Source organism: Ruegeria sediminis (assembly GCF_005938215.1).
Lineage (GTDB): Bacteria > Pseudomonadota > Alphaproteobacteria > Rhodobacterales > Rhodobacteraceae > Ruegeria > Ruegeria sediminis.
In genome coordinates, this window is record NZ_VCPD01000001.1 from 720,200 (window position 1) to 737,215 (window position 17,016).

Here is a 17,016-nt window from a genome sequence, read left to right on the forward strand (position 1 = left end):
TCTGCGTGACGTTTATTATCGCGGCTCAACGACGCGCGGCGTCTTCGGACCGCCGGATCAGGGAGTTTTGATTTAGATGTTTGCCGTTTTCAAGCCCGCCCGCAAGCTGGCCCTCTCCACCTTCGCACTGGCGACAGCCGCGTTTCTGAGCGCCTGCGAACCGGGAGCGGTCAACACCGGCGGGCCGTCGATCAACACGTCCGCGCCCGTTCCCGTGGCACTGCTGGTTCCGCGCGGGTCGGCGCAGTCCGGCGACGCCGTCCTAGCCCAAAGCCTGGAAAATTCGGCCCGGCTGGCGATTGCGGATCTGCAGAACGTCCAGATCGACCTGCGGGTCTATGATACGGCAGGCGACGCCAACACCGCGGCAGCGGTTGCCCAACAGGCCGTCGCCGATGGCGCAAAGATCATTCTGGGGCCGGTCTACGCGCAAGCCGCAAACGCCGCGGGCCTCGCCGTGCTGAACCAGAACATCAACGTCCTGTCCTTCTCGAACAACACCAACATCGCGGGCGGAAACGTCTTCGTGCTTGGGCCGACCTTCGACAACACCGCAAACCGGCTTGTCAGCTATGCCGCGCGGCAGGGCAAGCGGAACATGGTCGTCGTGCACAGCAATGACGACGCCGGGATGCTGGGGCGAGCGGCGATCGAGCAGGCCATAGGCAGCACCAGCGTCAGAAACGCCGGCAGCGTCGCCTACGAACGGTCGCAGCAGGGCGTCATCGCCTCGGTCCCGACGATCAAGGCCACGGTCGATGCTTCGGGCGCGGATTCCATCTTTCTGACCGCGACCACTGCCGGGGCGCTGCCGCTCTACAGCCAGTTGCTGCCCGAGGCGGGCGTGTCCTCGGCCACAACGCAGTTCATCGGCCTGACCCGGTGGGACATCCCGCCGCAGACGCTGGAACTGCCGGGCGTACAGGGCGGCTGGTTCGCCCTGCCCGACCCGGTCAAGGCGCAGACGTTCCGGTCGCGTTATCAGGCCACCTATGGCGGTTCTCCGCATCCCATCGGCGGTCTCGCCTATGACGGGATTGCGGCCATCGGCGCGTTGGTCGGAGCAGGCAAGTCCGATGCCCTGACCGGCGCCGCGCTGACGCAAAGAGCCGGGTTCCAGGGCGTCGGTGGCATCTTCCGTCTGCTGCCGAACGGGACTAATGAAAGGGGGTTGGCCGTTGCCACGATCCAGAACAAACAGGTGGTTGTGATTGACCCTGCCCCACAAAGCTTCACCGGCGCCGGTTTCTGATCTGTCGGCAAGCGTTCCGCTGCCGGACGGCGAACTGATCTGTCCTCCGGAAACGATCTTTGATCCCGCCGAAGTCCATACAAGGATTGCGGCGGCCGCCGCAGCCAACGACGACAACATGGCATTGCGCGCCGAAGTGGTCCGAATCCTGCGGGATGCCCAGAAGACCGGACGCGCAGCCATCGCTGAAGCCTTCGTTGCAAAGCCGTTCGCGGCCCGTCCCCTCACGCGGGCCTATACCTATCTGACCGACGGGCTGGTTCGGACGGCGCTTCACGTCGCGAGCGAGATCCTGCACCCGCGGCCCAATCCGACCCAGGGCGAACGGATCGCGGTTCTGGCCGTCGGCGGCTATGGCCGCGGCGAGATGGCGCCGTTTTCGGATGTCGATCTGCTGTTTCTTACACCCTACAAGATCACCGCCTGGGCCGAGAGCGTCATCGAGTCGATGCTTTACATCCTGTGGGATCTGCGCCTGAAGGTCGGGCATTCCTCGCGCACCATCAAGGATTGCCTGCGGCTGGGCGCCGACGATTTCACCATCCGGACCGCGATGCTGGAACAGCGTTTCCTGGCCGGTCACCGACCGCTGGCCGACGACCTGAATACGCGCTTGCGAAACGACCTGTTCAAGGGAACGGGCCGGGAGTTCATCGAGGCCAAGCTGCAGGAGCGCGACGAACGCCACGAGAAGCAGGGCCAGCGCTACATGGTCGAGCCCAACGTCAAGGAGGGCAAGGGCGGCCTGCGCGATTTGCAGTCGCTCTACTGGATCGCGAAATACATCTACGGGGTTCGCGACGTCGCCGAACTCGTGCCGCTGGGCCTGTTCACGCGCGAGGAATTCGACAGGTTCGTCCAGGCCGAGGATTTCCTGTGGGCGGTGCGCTCGCATCTGCATCTGTCGACAGGCCGCGCGACCGAGCAGCTGACCTTCGACCAGCAGGTCGAGGTTGCCGATCGCATGGGCTACGAGGATCGCGCGGGACGCCGCGGGGTCGAGATCTTCATGCAGAAATACTTCCGCGAGGCCACGCGCGTGGGCGAGCTGACGCGGATCTTTCTGACCAAGCTCGAGGCCGCGCATGTCAAGAACGCGCCGCTGCTCGAACGTATCTTCACCCGGCGCAGAAAGGTCAAGCCCGGCTACAAGGTCGTGCATGGCCGCCTGGCGGTGGCCGATCCCAAGAAATTCCTCGCCGACAAGATGAACCTTCTGCGGCTCTTCGAAGAGGGGCTGCGGACCGGGATGCTGATCCATCCCGACGCGATGCTGCTGGTGACGGCGAACCTGCACCTGATCGACGAAGACATGCGCAACGACAAGGAGGCGCAGCGCATCTTTCTCGACCTTCTGCTCAAGCACGGCAACCCGGAACGCGCCCTGCGGCGCATGAACGAACTGGGCGTGCTGTCGGCCTTCCTTCCGGAATTCGAGCCGATCGTCGCGATGATGCAGTTCAACATGTATCACAGCTACACGGTGGACGAGCACACCATCCAGTGCATCGTGAACCTGGCGCAGATCGAAAAGGGCGAACTGATCGAGGAACTGCCGCTGGCGTCCTCGATCCTCAAAGGCGGCGTCAACCGCAAGGTTCTGTACGTGGCGCTGCTGCTGCATGACATCGCCAAGGGGCGGCCCGAGGATCATTCGATCCTCGGCGCCAAGATCGCCCGCAAGGTGGCGCCGCGCCTTGGCCTGAACAAGACCGAGTCGGAAACGGTCGAATGGCTTGTCCGCTATCACCTGCTGATGTCCGACATGGCGCAGAAGCGGGACATTTCCGATCTGCGCACCGTGAGGGATTTCGCCAAGGCGGTGCAGACCGTCAAGCGGCTGGATCTGCTGACGGTTCTGACCGTGTGCGACATCCGCGGCGTCGGGCCCAACACCTGGAACAACTGGAAGGCCACGCTGCTGCGCGCGCTGCACGCCGAAACGAAACGGGCGCTCGAAACAGGGATGGAGGCGCTCAATCGCGAGGGCCGCGGCAATGAGGCAAAGAAGGCGCTGCGCGAGGCGTTGGAGGATTGGTCCAAAGCGGATCTCAAGACAGAGACCGCGCGCCATTACGATCCGTACTGGCAGGGCCTGAACCTTGCGACGCATATCGAATTTGCCGGCATGTTGCGCGACCTCGAGGCAAGCGGCGACCCCGGCGCGATGGAAATCCGGCTGGATCCCGACGATGACCGCGACGCCACCCGCGCCTGTTTCGCCATGGCCGATCACCCCGGCATCTTCGCGCGCATCGCCGGCGCGCTGGCGCTGGTCGGTGCGAACGTGGTGGATGCGCGAAGCTATACGACCAAGGATGGCTACGTCACCGACGCCTTCTGGATCCAGGACTCCGAAGGGCATCCGTTCGAAGCCGCCCGCCTGCCCCGCCTGACGCAGATGATCCACAAGACGCTCAAGGGCGAAGTGGTGGCGCGCGACGCCCTGAAATCTCGCGACAAGATCAAGAAGCGCGAAAAGGCCTTCAAGGTGCCGACGCACATCACCTTCGACAACGACGGTTCGGAAATCTACACGATCATCGAGGTGGATACCCGCGACCGGCCGGGCTTGCTCTATGACCTGACGCGGACACTGGCGGCTGCGAATGTCTATATCGCCAACGCCGTCATCGCGACCTATGGCGAACAGGTGGTGGACACGTTCTACGTCAAGGACATGTTCGGACTGAAATACTATTCGAAGGCCAAGCAGCGCGGTCTCGAGGCCAAGTTGCGCGCGGCCATCACCGAAGGCGCGGAGCGCGCTGCCTCATGAAGCCGATCAGGTTGCTTTCGGGCATGTTCACGGTCGGTTTCTGGACCTTGGCCAGCCGAATCCTGGGCTTTGTCCGCGAGATCCTGCTGACCGCCTTCATCGGGCCGGGCCCGGTGATGGACGCTTTCGTCGCCGCCTTCCGCCTGCCCAACATGTTCCGCCGTTTCTTCGCCGAGGGCGCTTTCAACGCCGCTTTCGTGCCGATGTTCTCGAAACGCCTTGAAGGCGGGGACAACGCCGAAGCCTTCGCCCAGGGCGCGTTCAACCTGCTCGCCGCCGCGGTGCTGGCGCTCGTCGGGGTTGCGATGATCTTCATGCCGGCGCTGGTCTGGATCACCGCCGAAGGGTTCTACGGAGACGAAAGGTTCGATTTGGCCGTGGGCTACGGCTATGTGGTGTTTCCCTACATCCTGTTCATGTCCCTGGCAGCGTTGTTCTCGGGCGTCCTGAACGCGACCGGCCGGTTCGCCGCCGCGGCGGCGGCACCCGTATTGCTGAACATTTTCGCCTGCTCCGCCATGATCGCGGGGGCCGTGTCGGGCGGTGCCGTCATCGACTGGCTGATCTGGGTGATCCCGGTCGCAGGCGTGGCGCAACTGGCGCTGGTCTGGGGCGCCACCGAGCGGGCGGGCATCCGCATCCGCCCCGGCCTGCCGCGGTTGACCCCCGAGATGCGCCACATGTTCCGCATCGCCATCCCGGCCGCGCTGGCCATGGGTGTGACGCAGGTGAACCTGGTCGTTGGGCAGCTGGTGGCGTCGAAGACCGAGAAAGCGGTCAGTTGGCTTTTTGCGGCCGACAGGCTGTATCAGTTGCCCTTGGGGGTTGTCGGCATCGCCGTCGGCATCGTCCTGCTGCCCGACCTGTCCCGCCGTCTGCGCGCGGGCGACGACGACGGCGCCCGCAACGCGCTGTCCCGCGCCGGGGAGTTTTCGCTGCTGCTGACCATCCCATCCACCGTCGCCTTCCTGGTGATGCCGCTGCCGCTGGTTTCGGTGCTGTTCGAACGCGGTCATTTCGGGGCTGACGACACCGCGGCGACGGCATTGGCCGTGGCGATTTACGGGGTGGGGTTGCCATCTTTCATGCTGCAGAAACTGCTGCAGCCGCTCTATTTCGCGCGCGAGAACACGAAGTCGCCGTTCCGCTTCGCGCTTGTCGCGATGGTGGTCAATGCCGGGCTGGCCTTTGGCCTCTATCCGCTGGTTGGCTGGCTCGCGCCGGCCATAGCCGCCTCGGCGGCGGGATGGGTGATGGTCGCGCTCCTGGCCATTGGAGCGCGCCGGATGGGGGATGTGGCCCGGTTCGACGCGCGGTTCCACGCCCGCGCCTGGCGCATCGTGGCGGCGTCGGTGGTCATGGGGGTGGCGCTCTATGCCGTCGTGCAGGTATTCGGGTGGCTGTTCGCGGTACCCACCTGGCGCTACCTGGCGCTGCTGGGCTTGGTCGTCTTGGCCGCGGTCGTCTATTTCGCGGCAGGACAGGTCATGGGCGCCTTCCGCATGTCCGAATTCAAACGGGCGCTGCGCCGGTCATGAGCAATCTCAAGTGCCCCGCCGGAACCGTCCTGTTTCGACCGGGCCAGGAATGTCCCGGATTCGTAAGTTTGCAGGAAGGCTCGATCCGGGTCAGCCTGACGGCCGCGAACGGGCGCGAGGTCGTGCTGTATCGTGTGGGTCCGGGCGATGTCTGCCTGCAAACCTTCGCCTGCCTGACCGACGGGCGCAGTTATTCCGCGGAAGGCGTCGCTGAAACCGATATCAAGGGCGAAATCCTGCCCCACGACGTTTTCCGACGCTCCATGGCGACGGACGAGTCCTTTCGGGCCGAAGTACTTGCGGCCGTCGCGCGGCGCTTTGCCGATTTCGAGCAACTGGTCGAGGATGTCGCGCTGACCGGCTTCGACGCGCGGCTTGCGCGGGCATTGCTCAGGCTGGCGCAGGACGGGGTCGTAAGATCGACGCATGACGCGCTGGCGGCGGAAACGGCCTCGGGCCGCGCATTCGTCAGCAGGCGGCTTGCCGAATTCTCGCGCCTGGGGCTGGTTTCGCTGGCGCGAGGCAGGATCAGCCTGCTGGACCGTGCGGGATTGGAACGACTTGCCGCAGACGAACGGTGACACTGTCACCGACCGTGACGGCGTTTCGGGGCAGAACATGGATATCAACCATGTTCGATCCAACCCGGAAAGGAGTTCCGCCATGATACGAAACGAAAGTACAATGGACCGCGCCGCACGGATTCTGCTGGGCCTTGTCCTGTTGTCCCTCACGGTCGTCGGCCCGCAAACCATGTGGGGCCTGCTGGGACTTGTTCCCCTGTTGACGGGGCTTGCCGGCTACTGCCCGGTGTATCAGATTCTGGGCCTCAGCACCTGTCCGCTGAAGAAATAGCGAGACAGCCCCGGCGTTGCGGTGGGTCAATCCCGCCGCAACCGGCTGACGATGCGCGCCCAGCCCCCGGGAGCAAGGAAGAAGGACAGGCCGAAGCCGGTGGCAAAGCCGCCCAGATCGGCGACCCAGTCGGAGGTGCCGCCAAACAGCAGGCCGAACAGCAACTGAATTCCCATCAGCACCAGGATGAGGTTGAAGGCACGGGCCTGGTTTTCGCCCACCAGCGACAATCTGCGCCAGAGCAGCCAGGTAAAGGCGCCGATCAGCCCGTAGACCGGGGGAAAGCCGCCGATCAGCGGATAGCGGGGGTCCAGGAACACGGCGTAGGCCAGCGCCCCGCCAATGCCCGAAATGACAAAGATCAGCAGCATGGCAAGGCCGCCAAAAACCTCGCCGACCATCTTGCCCATCGCCAGAACGAACACGCAGACGAAAAGCGCCTGCGTGAAGCTGCCATGCACGAAGGGATAGGTGACGAAGCGGATCACCTGTTCGACCGGCCAGCGCCCGGTTTCGATCATCCAGTCGAGTATGTCGGCGGAAAAGGCGTAAGACTGGATCGCGGTCAGCCGCCAGCCCACCGCCTCGGGCCCGCCCACAAACCCGCGCGCGCCAAGCGTGAAGGCAAGCTCGACCCCCATGATGAACAGCACCAGGGCCACCACCGCAGGCGGCAAGGGGTTCACGGCGGAGGTGTAATTGTCACTGCTCATGGGTTGGCCTTTCGCGGCGGTTGACGTCCCTTGGCCTCATGGGTAAGCGACGGAGGCTCATTTTTCCAGACGGGAGTTGCCTTCCATGGCCGAAACCAAATTCACGCCGCGCGTGTTCTCCGGCATCCAGCCCTCGGGCGGGCTGACGCTGGGCAACTACCTGGGCGCGATCAAACGCTTCGTGGACATGCAGGGGCCGGAGTTCGAGACCATCTACTGCATGGTCGACCTCCACGCGATCACCGTCTGGCAGGATCCCGCCGCGCTGACCCGCAACACCCGCGAACTCTGCGCCGGGTTCATCGCCGCCGGCATCGACCCCGAGCAGTCGATCCTGTTCAACCAGTCCCAAGTGCCGGAACACGCGCAGCTTGGCTGGATCTTCAACTGCGTCGCACGCATGGGCTGGATGCAGCGGATGACCCAGTGGAAGGACAAGGCGGGCAAGAACCAGCAGAACGCCTCGCTGGGACTTTTCGCCTATCCCTCGCTGATGGCGGCCGACATCCTGATCTACCACGCCACCCATGTGCCTGTCGGTGAAGATCAGAAACAGCACCTCGAACTGACGCGGGACATCGCGATCAAGTTCAACAACGATTTCGGCGTCGACTTCTTCCCCATCACCGAACCGGTGATCGAAGGTGCCGCCACACGCGTCATGAGCCTGCGCGACGGCACCAAGAAGATGTCGAAATCCGATCCGTCGGACATGAGCCGGATCAACATGACCGACGATGCGGATGCGATCGCGCTCAAGATCCGCAAGGCGCGCACCGATCCGGACCCGCTGCCCGATACGCTGGAGGGGCTCGAGGATCGTCCCGAGGCGCGCAACCTGGTGAACATCTACGCAGCCCTCGCCGACATCTCGCCCGAGCAAGTGATCGCGGAACATGCGGGTCAGCAATTCGGCACCTTCAAGCCGTCGCTCGCGGATCTGGCGGTGGCCAAGCTTTCGCCCATCTCGACCGAGATGGCGCGGCTGATGGATGACCCGGCCGAGATCGACCGCATCTTGGCCCGCGGGGCCGCGCGGGCACGGGAAATCGCGGCGCCCATCCTGCGCCAGACCTACGAGATCGCGGGCATGGTCGGGGCCGTCTCGGCCTGATCGCGAAACCGGAATCAGATAGGGCCGCCTTTCGGGGCGGCCCTTTTCCATTCCGGGAAAGCCTCTCAGGCGGCTTCCTGCTGCAGGATTTCGTGCACGATCGCCTCGGCCACGTCGTTCGGGCTGACGGATTGGGTGATCGCGCGGGCCAGGATGCGATCCATGGTCCGGTCCAGCGCCTCGAGCTTGCCCGCGACCCATTCCTCGCGGTTCGAAATGCGCAGGATCTCGGTCGCGACGTTGATGATGCCGCCACCGTTGGCGACGAAGTCGGGCGCGTAGAGAATGCCCCGCTGATGCAGACGCTGGCCATCCGCATCCGTCGCAAGCTGGTTGTTGGCTCCGCCCGCGACCGCACCGACCTTCAGCAGCGGAATACTGGTCTCGTTGAGGATTGCGCCGATGGCGCAAGGCGCGAAGATGTCGGCTTCGGCCCCATAGATCGCGTCGGGGGCGACAGGCATGGCCGAGAATTCCGCGGCGACGCGGGCAACCTGTTCCGCATCGATGTCGGTGACGATCAGCTTGGCGCCCGCCCCGTGCAGGAACCGGCAGAGATGATATCCGACATGCCCCAATCCCTGCACCGAAACGGTCTTGCCGGCCAGGTCCGCCGTGCCGAAGCGGTGCCGCGCGGTGGTGCGGATCGCGTTGAAGATGCCGCGGGCGGTCACCGGCGACGGATCGCCGCTGGCGAATTCGCCGTCGGCAAGTCCGGCCACGAACCGCGTCTCGGTACCGATGGCGGCCATGTCCTCGGGCGTCATCCCCATGTCTTCGGCGGTCCAGTAGCGGCCTGCGAGGCTCTCGACCGCGCGCCCGAATGCGCGAAGCAGCGCGGGCGACTTGTCGGACGACGGATCGCCGATGATCACCGCTTTGCCGCCACCCAGAGGCAGGTTGGCGGCCGCGTTCTTGTAGGTCATGCCACGCGACAGGCGCAGCGCGTCATTCAGGGCTTCAGTTCGGTGCCCGTAGGGCCGCATCCTGACTCCGCCTGCCGCCGGGCCAAGCTGGGTCGAATGGATCGCGATAAACCCGCTGAGTCCACTGGCGGCATCCTCGAACTGGATGACTTGCTCGTGCTCGGGCACATCGACGGTAGTTGTCTTCATCTCTCTCCTCCGGTGAATTAATGGAATCATCTCACAAACCGAAGGGCGATTTTCACCAAGATTGCCTGCCTTTCCGCGTTGGGTTAGAGTATTTCCCTAAACGCTACGCCCGCCTTGGTGAAATCCAACATGGACAAGATCGACCGAAAAATCGTCCGTGCGCTCCAGAAGGATGGGCGCATGACGATCACCGAACTGGCCGGATCCGTCGGCCTGTCGGCAACCCCCTGCGCGCGGCGGTTGGACCGGCTGGAAAAAAGCGGCGTCATTACCGGCTATGCGGCGCAGGTTGATCCCGGCAAACTTGGTTTCGGCGTTTCCATCTTCGTTTCGGTGGAACTCGACAAACAGGACCGCGCCGCCATCGACGCCTTCGAGCGCGCCATCCGCCGCTGCGACGAGGTCATGGAATGCTACCTCATGACCGGGTCTCGGGACATTCTGTTGCGTGTCGTGGCCCCGGACCTTTCGGCGTTCGACGCCTTCCTTGAGACCCGGTTGATGCAGATTCCCGGCATCCGCAATCTCCGCTCGAACTTTGCGCTGCGCACCATGGTCAAGCGCGAGGCGCTGCCCATGCGCGAGTGACAAAAGGTCTGGACCTCTGACCCACCCCGCCATAGGCTCTGCCGAAATCGAGGGAGAGAGCGATGGCAATCGGCACCAACATCCGCACCTATTTCGAAGGAACGTGGCACGACGGCGACGCCCAGATCATGCGGGCCGGTGACCATGGCGCCTGGCTCGGATCCTCGGTGTTCGATGGAGCACGCTATTTCGACGGGCTGGCCCCCGATCTCGAGGCGCATTGCGCGCGCACCAACCGCTCGGCCGAGGCGCTGATGCTGACGCCCACGGTTTCGACCCGCGACATGGTGGACATCATCCGGGAAGGACTGGATGCCTATGGTGCGGACAAGGCCATCTATATCCGGCCGATGTATTGGGGAATCGATGGCGATCCCTCGGCGATCATTCCAAAGGAAGACAGCACCGGTTTCGCCGTCTGTCTCGAGGAAATCCCGTTGGCGCCCCCCACTGCGACCGCCACATTGACCACGACGCGGTTCCGCAGACCGGTTCTGGAAGATGCCGTGGTCAACGCCAAGGCAGGCTGCCTCTATCCCAACAACGCCAGAATGCTGCGCGAGGCGCGGTCCAAGGGTTTCACGAACGCGCTGGTGGCCGACGCAATGGGAAACGTGGCCGAAACCGCAACGGCCAACGTCTTCATGGTCAAGGATGGCGAGGTGTTCACCCCGATCGCCAACGGCACATTCCTGGCCGGCATCACCCGGGCGCGCCACATGCAGAACCTTCGGGACGACGGCGTGTCGGTTCATGAGGCGGTGCTGAGCTTCGACGATTTCCACGATGCCGACGAGGTGTTCATGTCCGGCAACATGAACAAGGTCACCCCTGTCACCGCGCTGGACGACACGCAGTACCAGATCGGTCCCATCGCGCGGCGCGCCCGTGAACTGTACTGGGATTGGGCCGCGTCGAACGGTTAGATCGCCCCGGAGCGCACTCGGTTGCCAGCCGCCCTGCTGTGGGGCATGATCCCGGGAAACAGAAAGGATTTCCATGCGCAAGTTCCTGGTCGTCCTCGATGACAGCCGAGAATGCCTGAATGCCATGCGTTTCGCGGCCATGCGCGCAGCCAAGACCGGCGGCGGCGTGACCGTGCTTTCGGTGATTCCGCCGGACGAGTTCAATCACTGGATCGGTGTCGGCGAGGTCATGCGCGAGGAAGCGCGGGAAAGGATCCACGCGCATTTCGAAGTCTTCGCCAAATGGATGCGGGACAAGCAGGGGGTCGAACCCGAACTTGCGATCCGCGAGGGCGAACCGGTTCCGGAAATCATCGCCCATATCAAGTCCGACCCGGAAATCGGCGTTCTGGTACTTGGCGCCGGGACCGACAAGAAGGGGCCGGGCCCGATCATCACCCAACTGACCCGGACCTCGGGCAGCCTGCCGATCCCGATCACCATCGTTCCGGGCGATCTGAGCAAGGAAAAGCTGGAAGAGATCACCTGATCCCGGGTATCTTAGAATCATTCCAAACTCTTGACTCCGACGGGCCAACGGCGCATATCCGAGTCAACCATCACGGAGTCCCTCATGTTCATCCAGACCGAATCCACCCCGAACCCGGCAACGCTGAAATTCCTGCCCGGCCAGACCGTTCTGGAAGTGGGCACCGCCGATTTCCCGACGGTGGAAGCAGCAGCGAAATCGCCCCTTGCGGCGCGAATCTTTGCCGTGAACGGCGTCACCGGTGTCTTCTTCGGAAACGATTTCGTGACAGTGACCAAGGCAAATGAAGTCGAATGGGATCACATCAAGCCAGCGATCCTCGGCGCCGTGATGGAACATTACCAATCTGGCCAGCCGGTGATGGGCGATGAGGCTCAAACCGCATCGGGCCACGCCGAACACAGCGGCGAGGATGCCGAAATCGTGAACCAGATCAAGGAACTGCTCGACAGCCGGGTGCGCCCTGCCGTGGCGCAGGATGGCGGAGACATCACGTTCCACGGGTTTGACCGCGGAGTTGTCTACCTGCACATGCAAGGGGCCTGCGCCGGGTGCCCGTCGTCCACGCTCACCTTGAAGATGGGGATCGAGAACCTGCTGCGTCACTATATCCCGGAAGTCACCGAGGTGCGTCCCGTTGCAGTCTGACGCGCTGATCCTCGGTTTCGACACGTCGGCCGCGCATTGCGCGGCCGCTTTGTTGCGTGGGGACCGGATCATCGCCTCAATGGCCGAGGCGATGTCGCGCGGTCAGGCCGAACGTCTGATGCCCCTGCTCGAGGAAACCCTGGCGGCCGGCGGCGTCTCGTGGCGCCAGATCGATGCCCTGGGTGTCGGTGTCGGTCCCGGAAACTTCACCGGCATCAGGATCTCGGTTTCGGCCGCCCGCGGCCTGGCCCTGGGTCTGGGGATTCCGGCTGTCGGTGTCACGGGTTTCGAAGCCCGAGCACTCGGCGCGCCTGCCGGCCACCTGCCCATAATCCCCGCGCCACGCGATCAGGTCTATGTGCAAGCTCCGGGATCCGTGCCTGCGCTGCTTCCCTTGGCCGACGCCGAGGCGCTTGGGCCGTTGCATCAGGACGCTTCCCCGGTGGCGCTTGCGGAATCCGTGGCGAAGATTGCCGCGACCCGGTGGCGCGACACCACCGAACCGCCTGCCCCCCTCTATGTCAGACCGGCCGACGCCGCGCCTTCGCGCGAAACGCCGCCGGTCTTGCTGGATTGATGAGCCCCGAGGAAATGGCCGTCGTCCACGCGGCGGCCTTCACGCAGTCGCGGCCGTGGCGCGCGGACGAGTTCCGCGACCTCCTGTCGAACCGGTTCACCCATAGCATCGGAAACGGTCAATGCTTCGCCGTTTTCCAGGTGGTGGCCGACGAAGCCGAATTGCTGACCATCGCAACGCACCCCTATCACCAGCGGCAAGGCCATGCCCGCAGCCTCATGGATGCATGGCATTCGCAAGCCGGTAAACTGGGTGCAGCCCGCGCTTTCCTTGACGTCGCGGCGGACAATGCGCCCGCCATCGCACTGTATGACAGTTGCGGTTATGCGCCAATCGGCCTGCGCCGGGGTTACTACCGGCGCCCGGCGGGCGAGAACGTGGACGCCGTGCTGATGGAACGCGCGTTGCCCTGACGGCAAGCATGCGTTTCCCAGACCATCCGGTCAAAAAGCGGTTGACCGCCGCTGATCCTAACGGCCTTAATTGCCAGCATCACAGCAGTTCTGCTCGCTCTGAGCGGGGCCTTGGCACCTGCCCGCGCCCCGGAACAAAAAAACCAACGGGAGTACAACATGTCCTTGATGAAATCCTTGATGGGGGCCGCAGCGGCCGTCGCTCTGACCGCAGGCGCAGCCTTGGCCGAGCCGGCCCTGATCTTCGACCTGGGCGGCAAATTCGACAAGTCGTTCAACGAAGCCGCCTTCAACGGCGCCCAGCGTTGGGCCGACGAAACCGGCGGCAGCTTCCGCGAAATCGAGCTTCAGTCCGAAGCCCAGCGCGAACAGGCCCTGCGCCGCTTCGCCGACGCCGGCGCCAACCCTGTGATCACCATGGGTTTCGCCATGGCCGATCCGCTGAGCACCGTCGCCCCCGACTATCCCGACACGAAGTTCGTCGTGGTCGACGTAACCTGGCTGGACGCGCCCAACATCCGCCAGATCGGCTTTGCCGAGCATGAGGGGTCCTACCTCGTCGGCATGCTGGCCGCGATGGCCTCGAAATCGGGCACCGTGGGCTTTGTCGGCGGGATGGACGTTCCGCTGATCCGGCACTTTGGCTGTGGCTACGCGCAGGGCGCCAAGGCGGTCAATCCCGACATCAAGATCGTCGCCAACATGACCGGCACCACCCCGGCGGCCTGGAACGACCCGGTGAAGGGGTCGGAACTGACCAAGGCGCAGATCAGCCAAGGCGCTGACGTGATCTATGCCGCGGCGGGCGGCACCGGCGTGGGCGTGCTGCAGACTGCCGCCGACGAGGGCGTGCTGTCGATCGGCGTGGACAGCAACCAGAACCACCTGCACCCCGGCAAGGTGCTGACCTCGATGCTCAAGCGCGTTGATGTGGCGGTGTACGAGGCGATGAAGGCCGGTGCGGACGTTGAAACGGGCGTCTTCGTTCTTGGCCTGGCCGAGGACGGCGTCGGCTATGCGCTGGACGAAAACAACGAAGCGTTGGTTACCGACGACATGAAATCTTCGGTGGACGAAGCCCGCCAGAAGATCATCGACGGTGAACTGGAAGTGGTCAGCTATTACGAGAACGACAGCTGCCCTGCGCTGAAGTTCTGATGTCGCGCGGGACGGGGTCCGCCCCGTTCCGCACCAATTGCGCCGTTCATCCGACCCGCGCGGGTCAATCGCACCGCGAAGACCACGGCAGGACCGGATGAGCGGCCCTTTCGGCCATTGAGGACATGACATGACCGTCCCCGCCATCGAGCTAAAAGGGATTTCCAAATCCTTCGGACCGGTTCAAGCCAACAAGAACATCTCGATCAGCGTCGCCCCCGGCACGATCCACGGGATCATCGGTGAAAACGGAGCGGGCAAGTCCACGCTGATGAGCATTCTCTACGGCTTCTACAAGGCCGATGCCGGCGAGATCCGGATCAACGGGCAAAAGACCGAGATCCCGGACAGCCAGGCCGCCATAGCCGCCGGGATCGGCATGGTGTTCCAGCACTTCAAACTGGTCGAAAACTTCACCGTACTGGAGAACATCGTTCTGGGCGCCGAAGAAGGCGGTCTGCTTGCCCCCTCGCTCGCCCGGGCGCGCAAGGAATTGAAGGAGCTCGAGGAGGAATACGAGCTTTTCGTAGATCCCGACAAGCGCATCGACGAAATCGGCGTCGGAATGCAGCAGCGGGTCGAAATCCTCAAGGCGCTGTACCGCAAGGCGGAAATCCTGATCCTGGACGAGCCGACCGGCGTTCTGACGCCGGCCGAAGCGGATCAGCTGTTCCGCATCCTTCACCGCCTGCGCGAAGAAGGCAAAACGATCATCCTGATCACCCACAAGCTGCGTGAGATCATGGAGGCGACCGACACAGTGTCGGTGATGCGCCGGGGCGAAATGACCGCAACCGTCAAGACTGCGGAAACCAACCCCGAGCAGCTTGCCGAACTGATGGTGGGCCGCAAGGTGCTGCTGCGCGTGGACAAGGTCCCGGCGTCACCGGGAAAGCCGGTCCTTGAGATCGAAAACCTGCGCGTGACCGACGAAGCTGGCGTCGAACGGGTCAAGGGCATCGATCTGACCGTGCGGGCGGGCGAGATCGTGGGCATTGCGGGCGTGGCCGGAAACGGGCAGTCCGAACTGCTCGAAGTGCTGGGCGGGATGCGCCCCGGCACCGGAACGATCCGCCTGAACGGCGATCCGCTGCCCCTCAGCGGCCGCGGCTCCGACGGGCAAGCCCGGCGGGCGCAACACATCGCGCACGTGCCCGAAGACCGGCAACGCGAAGGTCTGATCATGGACTTTCACGCTTGGGAGAACGTCGCATTCGGCTATCATCGCGACCCGGCCTACCGGCGCGGGATATTCATGGACAACGCCGCCCTGCGCGCCGATACCGAGCGCAAGATCGAGAAATTCGACGTTCGCCCCGCCGATGGCTGGCTGGCGGCCAAGAACTTCTCGGGCGGCAACCAGCAGAAGATCGTCGTGGCGCGCGAGATCGAGCGCAATCCGGATCTTCTGCTTGTGGGTCAGCCGACACGCGGCGTCGACATCGGCGCGATCGAATTCATTCACAAGCAGATCGTCGCGCTGCGCGACCAGGGCAAGGCGATCCTGCTTGTCTCGGTGGAACTGGAAGAGATCTTTTCGCTCTCGGACCGGATCGCGGTGATGTTCGACGGGCACATCATGGGCGAGCGTCTGCCGCACGAAACCGACGAAAAGGAACTGGGCCTGCTGATGGCCGGGGTTTCTGGGGAGGCCGCGTAACATGGACAAGATGCCCAAATGGGCCGACGTGGTCCTGATCCCGCTGATCAGCCTGATCCTGGCGGCATTTCTTTCCGCGCTGGTGATCCTCGCCATCGGCGAGGATCCGATCGCGGCGGTCAAGCTGATGGTGTCCGGCGCGCTGGGGTCCACCTATGGCTGGGGTTACACGCTCTACTACGCAACCAATTTCATATTTACCGGCCTTGCGGTCGCGGTCGCATTTCACGCCCGGCTGTTCAACATCGGCGGCGAGGGCCAGGCGATGCTGGGCGGGCTTGGCGTGGCCATGGCCTGCCTCTACATTCCCTGGCCGCACTGGACCATCGCCCTGTTGGCCGCCGCCGCTGCCTCGATGCTGTTCGGCGCGGCCTGGGCGGCCATTCCAGCCTATCTGCAGGCCAAACGCGGCAGCCATATCGTTATCACCACGATCATGTTCAACTTCATCGCCGCCGCATTCCTGAACTACATGCTGGTCAACGTGATGCGCCCCGAAGGTTCGATGGACCCGGCGACCGAGCGCTTCCCCGAGGCGGTGCATTTGCCTACGCTGCACGACCTGCTGGCGCCGATCGGCATAAGCTTTTCCAAGGCCGCACCGGCCAACGTATCGTTCGTGGTGGCAATTCTTGCCTGTTTCGTGGTCTGGGCGCTGATCTGGCGCACCCGGCTGGGCTATGAGATCCGCGCCTACGGCCATTCCGAGACCGGCGCGCTTTATGCCGGGATTTCGCCCGTACGCATCACCATCGTCGCGATGCTGATCTCGGGCGCGTTGGCGGGCCTCATGGCGATCAACAACGTCATGGGCGAGGCAGAACGGCTGGTCCTGAATGCGACCGAGGGCGCGGGCTTCATCGGCATCGCGGTGGCGCTGATGGGCAGATCGCATCCTTTCGGCGTGTTCCTGGCGGCGATCCTGTTCGGGTTTCTCTATCAGGGCGGCGCGGAGCTGGCGCTGTGGACGTCAATCCCCCGCGAGTTGATCGTGGTCATCCAGGCGCTGGTGATCCTGTTCACCGGTGCGCTCGACAACATGGTGAGGATGCCGCTGGAGCGGATATTCCTGTCCCTTGGCCGCAAGCGCCGCAACGTGGGCGAGACCGCCCCGCTGCCGGACGCATCGCACAGCACGACGCAGGACTAGG

17 protein-coding genes are annotated in these 17,016 nt (G+C 64.0%); 15 read left to right on the top strand and 2 right to left on the bottom strand.

From position 1 onward, the window contains the following. The first annotated feature begins 76 nt into the window (after positions 1-76). The 5 genes from FGK63_RS03690 (at position 77) to FGK63_RS03710 (ending at position 6,424) form a co-directional block, all read left to right on the top strand. Positions 77-1,252 (top strand): penicillin-binding protein activator, encoded by a 1,176-nt coding sequence (locus tag FGK63_RS03690; protein WP_138840232.1) that lies wholly within the window; start codon positions 77-79, stop codon positions 1,250-1,252. Next, positions 1,212-4,031, top strand: coding sequence for a [protein-PII] uridylyltransferase (locus FGK63_RS03695; protein ID WP_138840233.1), 2,820 nt, complete (start codon positions 1,212-1,214; stop codon positions 4,029-4,031). Before FGK63_RS03690 ends, FGK63_RS03695 begins: the two co-directional genes overlap by 41 nt. Beyond that, the gene (murJ, locus tag FGK63_RS03700) at positions 4,028-5,569 is read left to right on the top strand and encodes a murein biosynthesis integral membrane protein MurJ (RefSeq protein WP_138840234.1); all 1,542 of its coding nucleotides are present in this window, start codon (positions 4,028-4,030) and stop codon (positions 5,567-5,569) included. The genes FGK63_RS03695 and murJ overlap by 4 nt, the downstream gene beginning before the upstream one ends. Further along, positions 5,566-6,150, top strand: a complete 585-nt coding sequence (locus FGK63_RS03705; protein ID WP_138840235.1) for a Crp/Fnr family transcriptional regulator — start codon at positions 5,566-5,568, stop codon at positions 6,148-6,150. Before murJ ends, FGK63_RS03705 begins: the two co-directional genes overlap by 4 nt. Before the next feature lie 82 nt (positions 6,151-6,232). Further along, positions 6,233-6,424, top strand: coding sequence for a YgaP family membrane protein (locus FGK63_RS03710; RefSeq protein WP_138840236.1), 192 nt, complete (start codon positions 6,233-6,235; stop codon positions 6,422-6,424). Between the two features lie 26 nt (positions 6,425-6,450). On the opposite strand, the gene FGK63_RS03715 is transcribed toward FGK63_RS03710, so the two are convergent. After that, complete coding sequence (locus FGK63_RS03715) at positions 6,451-7,137, bottom strand: rhomboid family intramembrane serine protease (protein WP_138840237.1); 687 nt, start codon at positions 7,135-7,137, stop codon at positions 6,451-6,453. Between the two features lie 85 nt (positions 7,138-7,222). On the opposite strand from FGK63_RS03715, the gene trpS reads away from it, so the two are divergent. Continuing rightward, complete coding sequence (gene trpS / locus FGK63_RS03720) at positions 7,223-8,251, top strand: tryptophan--tRNA ligase (protein ID WP_138840238.1); 1,029 nt, start codon at positions 7,223-7,225, stop codon at positions 8,249-8,251. A gap of 65 nt (positions 8,252-8,316) precedes the next feature. Here trpS and FGK63_RS03725 read toward each other — a convergent pair whose 3' ends face one another. Next, positions 8,317-9,366 carry a Glu/Leu/Phe/Val family dehydrogenase gene (locus tag FGK63_RS03725; protein ID WP_138840239.1) on the bottom strand — a complete coding sequence of 350 codons (1,050 nt, stop codon included), beginning with the start codon at positions 9,364-9,366 and terminating at the stop codon, positions 8,317-8,319. A 129-nt stretch (positions 9,367-9,495) separates the two neighbouring features. On the opposite strand from FGK63_RS03725, the gene FGK63_RS03730 reads away from it, so the two are divergent. The 9 genes from FGK63_RS03730 (at position 9,496) to FGK63_RS03770 (ending at position 17,015) form a co-directional block, all read left to right on the top strand. Further along, positions 9,496-9,954, top strand: coding sequence for an Lrp/AsnC family transcriptional regulator (locus tag FGK63_RS03730; RefSeq protein WP_138840240.1), 459 nt, complete (start codon positions 9,496-9,498; stop codon positions 9,952-9,954). Positions 9,955-10,016: 62 nt separating this feature from the next. Continuing rightward, positions 10,017-10,880 carry a branched-chain amino acid aminotransferase gene (locus tag FGK63_RS03735; RefSeq protein WP_138840241.1) on the top strand — a complete coding sequence of 288 codons (864 nt, stop codon included), beginning with the start codon at positions 10,017-10,019 and terminating at the stop codon, positions 10,878-10,880. Between the two features lie 73 nt (positions 10,881-10,953). After that, positions 10,954-11,409 (top strand): universal stress protein, encoded by a 456-nt coding sequence (locus FGK63_RS03740; RefSeq protein WP_138840242.1) that lies wholly within the window; start codon positions 10,954-10,956, stop codon positions 11,407-11,409. Between the two features lie 84 nt (positions 11,410-11,493). Then, on the top strand, positions 11,494-12,057 hold the full coding sequence (locus tag FGK63_RS03745) for a NifU family protein (RefSeq protein WP_138840243.1): 564 nt from the start codon (positions 11,494-11,496) through the stop codon (positions 12,055-12,057). Beyond that, positions 12,047-12,634, top strand: a complete 588-nt coding sequence (gene tsaB / locus FGK63_RS03750; protein WP_138840244.1) for a tRNA (adenosine(37)-N6)-threonylcarbamoyltransferase complex dimerization subunit type 1 TsaB — start codon at positions 12,047-12,049, stop codon at positions 12,632-12,634. Before FGK63_RS03745 ends, tsaB begins: the two co-directional genes overlap by 11 nt. Next, positions 12,634-13,047: a GNAT family N-acetyltransferase gene (locus FGK63_RS03755; RefSeq protein WP_138840245.1), complete on the top strand. Its 414-nt coding sequence runs from the start codon at positions 12,634-12,636 to the stop codon at positions 13,045-13,047. The genes tsaB and FGK63_RS03755 overlap by 1 nt, the downstream gene beginning before the upstream one ends. A gap of 159 nt (positions 13,048-13,206) precedes the next feature. Next, positions 13,207-14,205 carry a BMP family lipoprotein gene (locus FGK63_RS03760; protein WP_138840246.1) on the top strand — a complete coding sequence of 333 codons (999 nt, stop codon included), beginning with the start codon at positions 13,207-13,209 and terminating at the stop codon, positions 14,203-14,205. A 130-nt stretch (positions 14,206-14,335) separates the two neighbouring features. Next, entirely contained in the window at positions 14,336-15,865 is a 1,530-nt protein-coding gene (locus tag FGK63_RS03765; protein ID WP_138840247.1) for an ABC transporter ATP-binding protein, read from the top strand. A 1-nt stretch (position 15,866) separates the two neighbouring features. Continuing rightward, positions 15,867-17,015, top strand: a complete 1,149-nt coding sequence (locus tag FGK63_RS03770; protein WP_138840248.1) for an ABC transporter permease — start codon at positions 15,867-15,869, stop codon at positions 17,013-17,015. The last annotated feature ends 1 nt before the right edge of the window (position 17,016 follow it).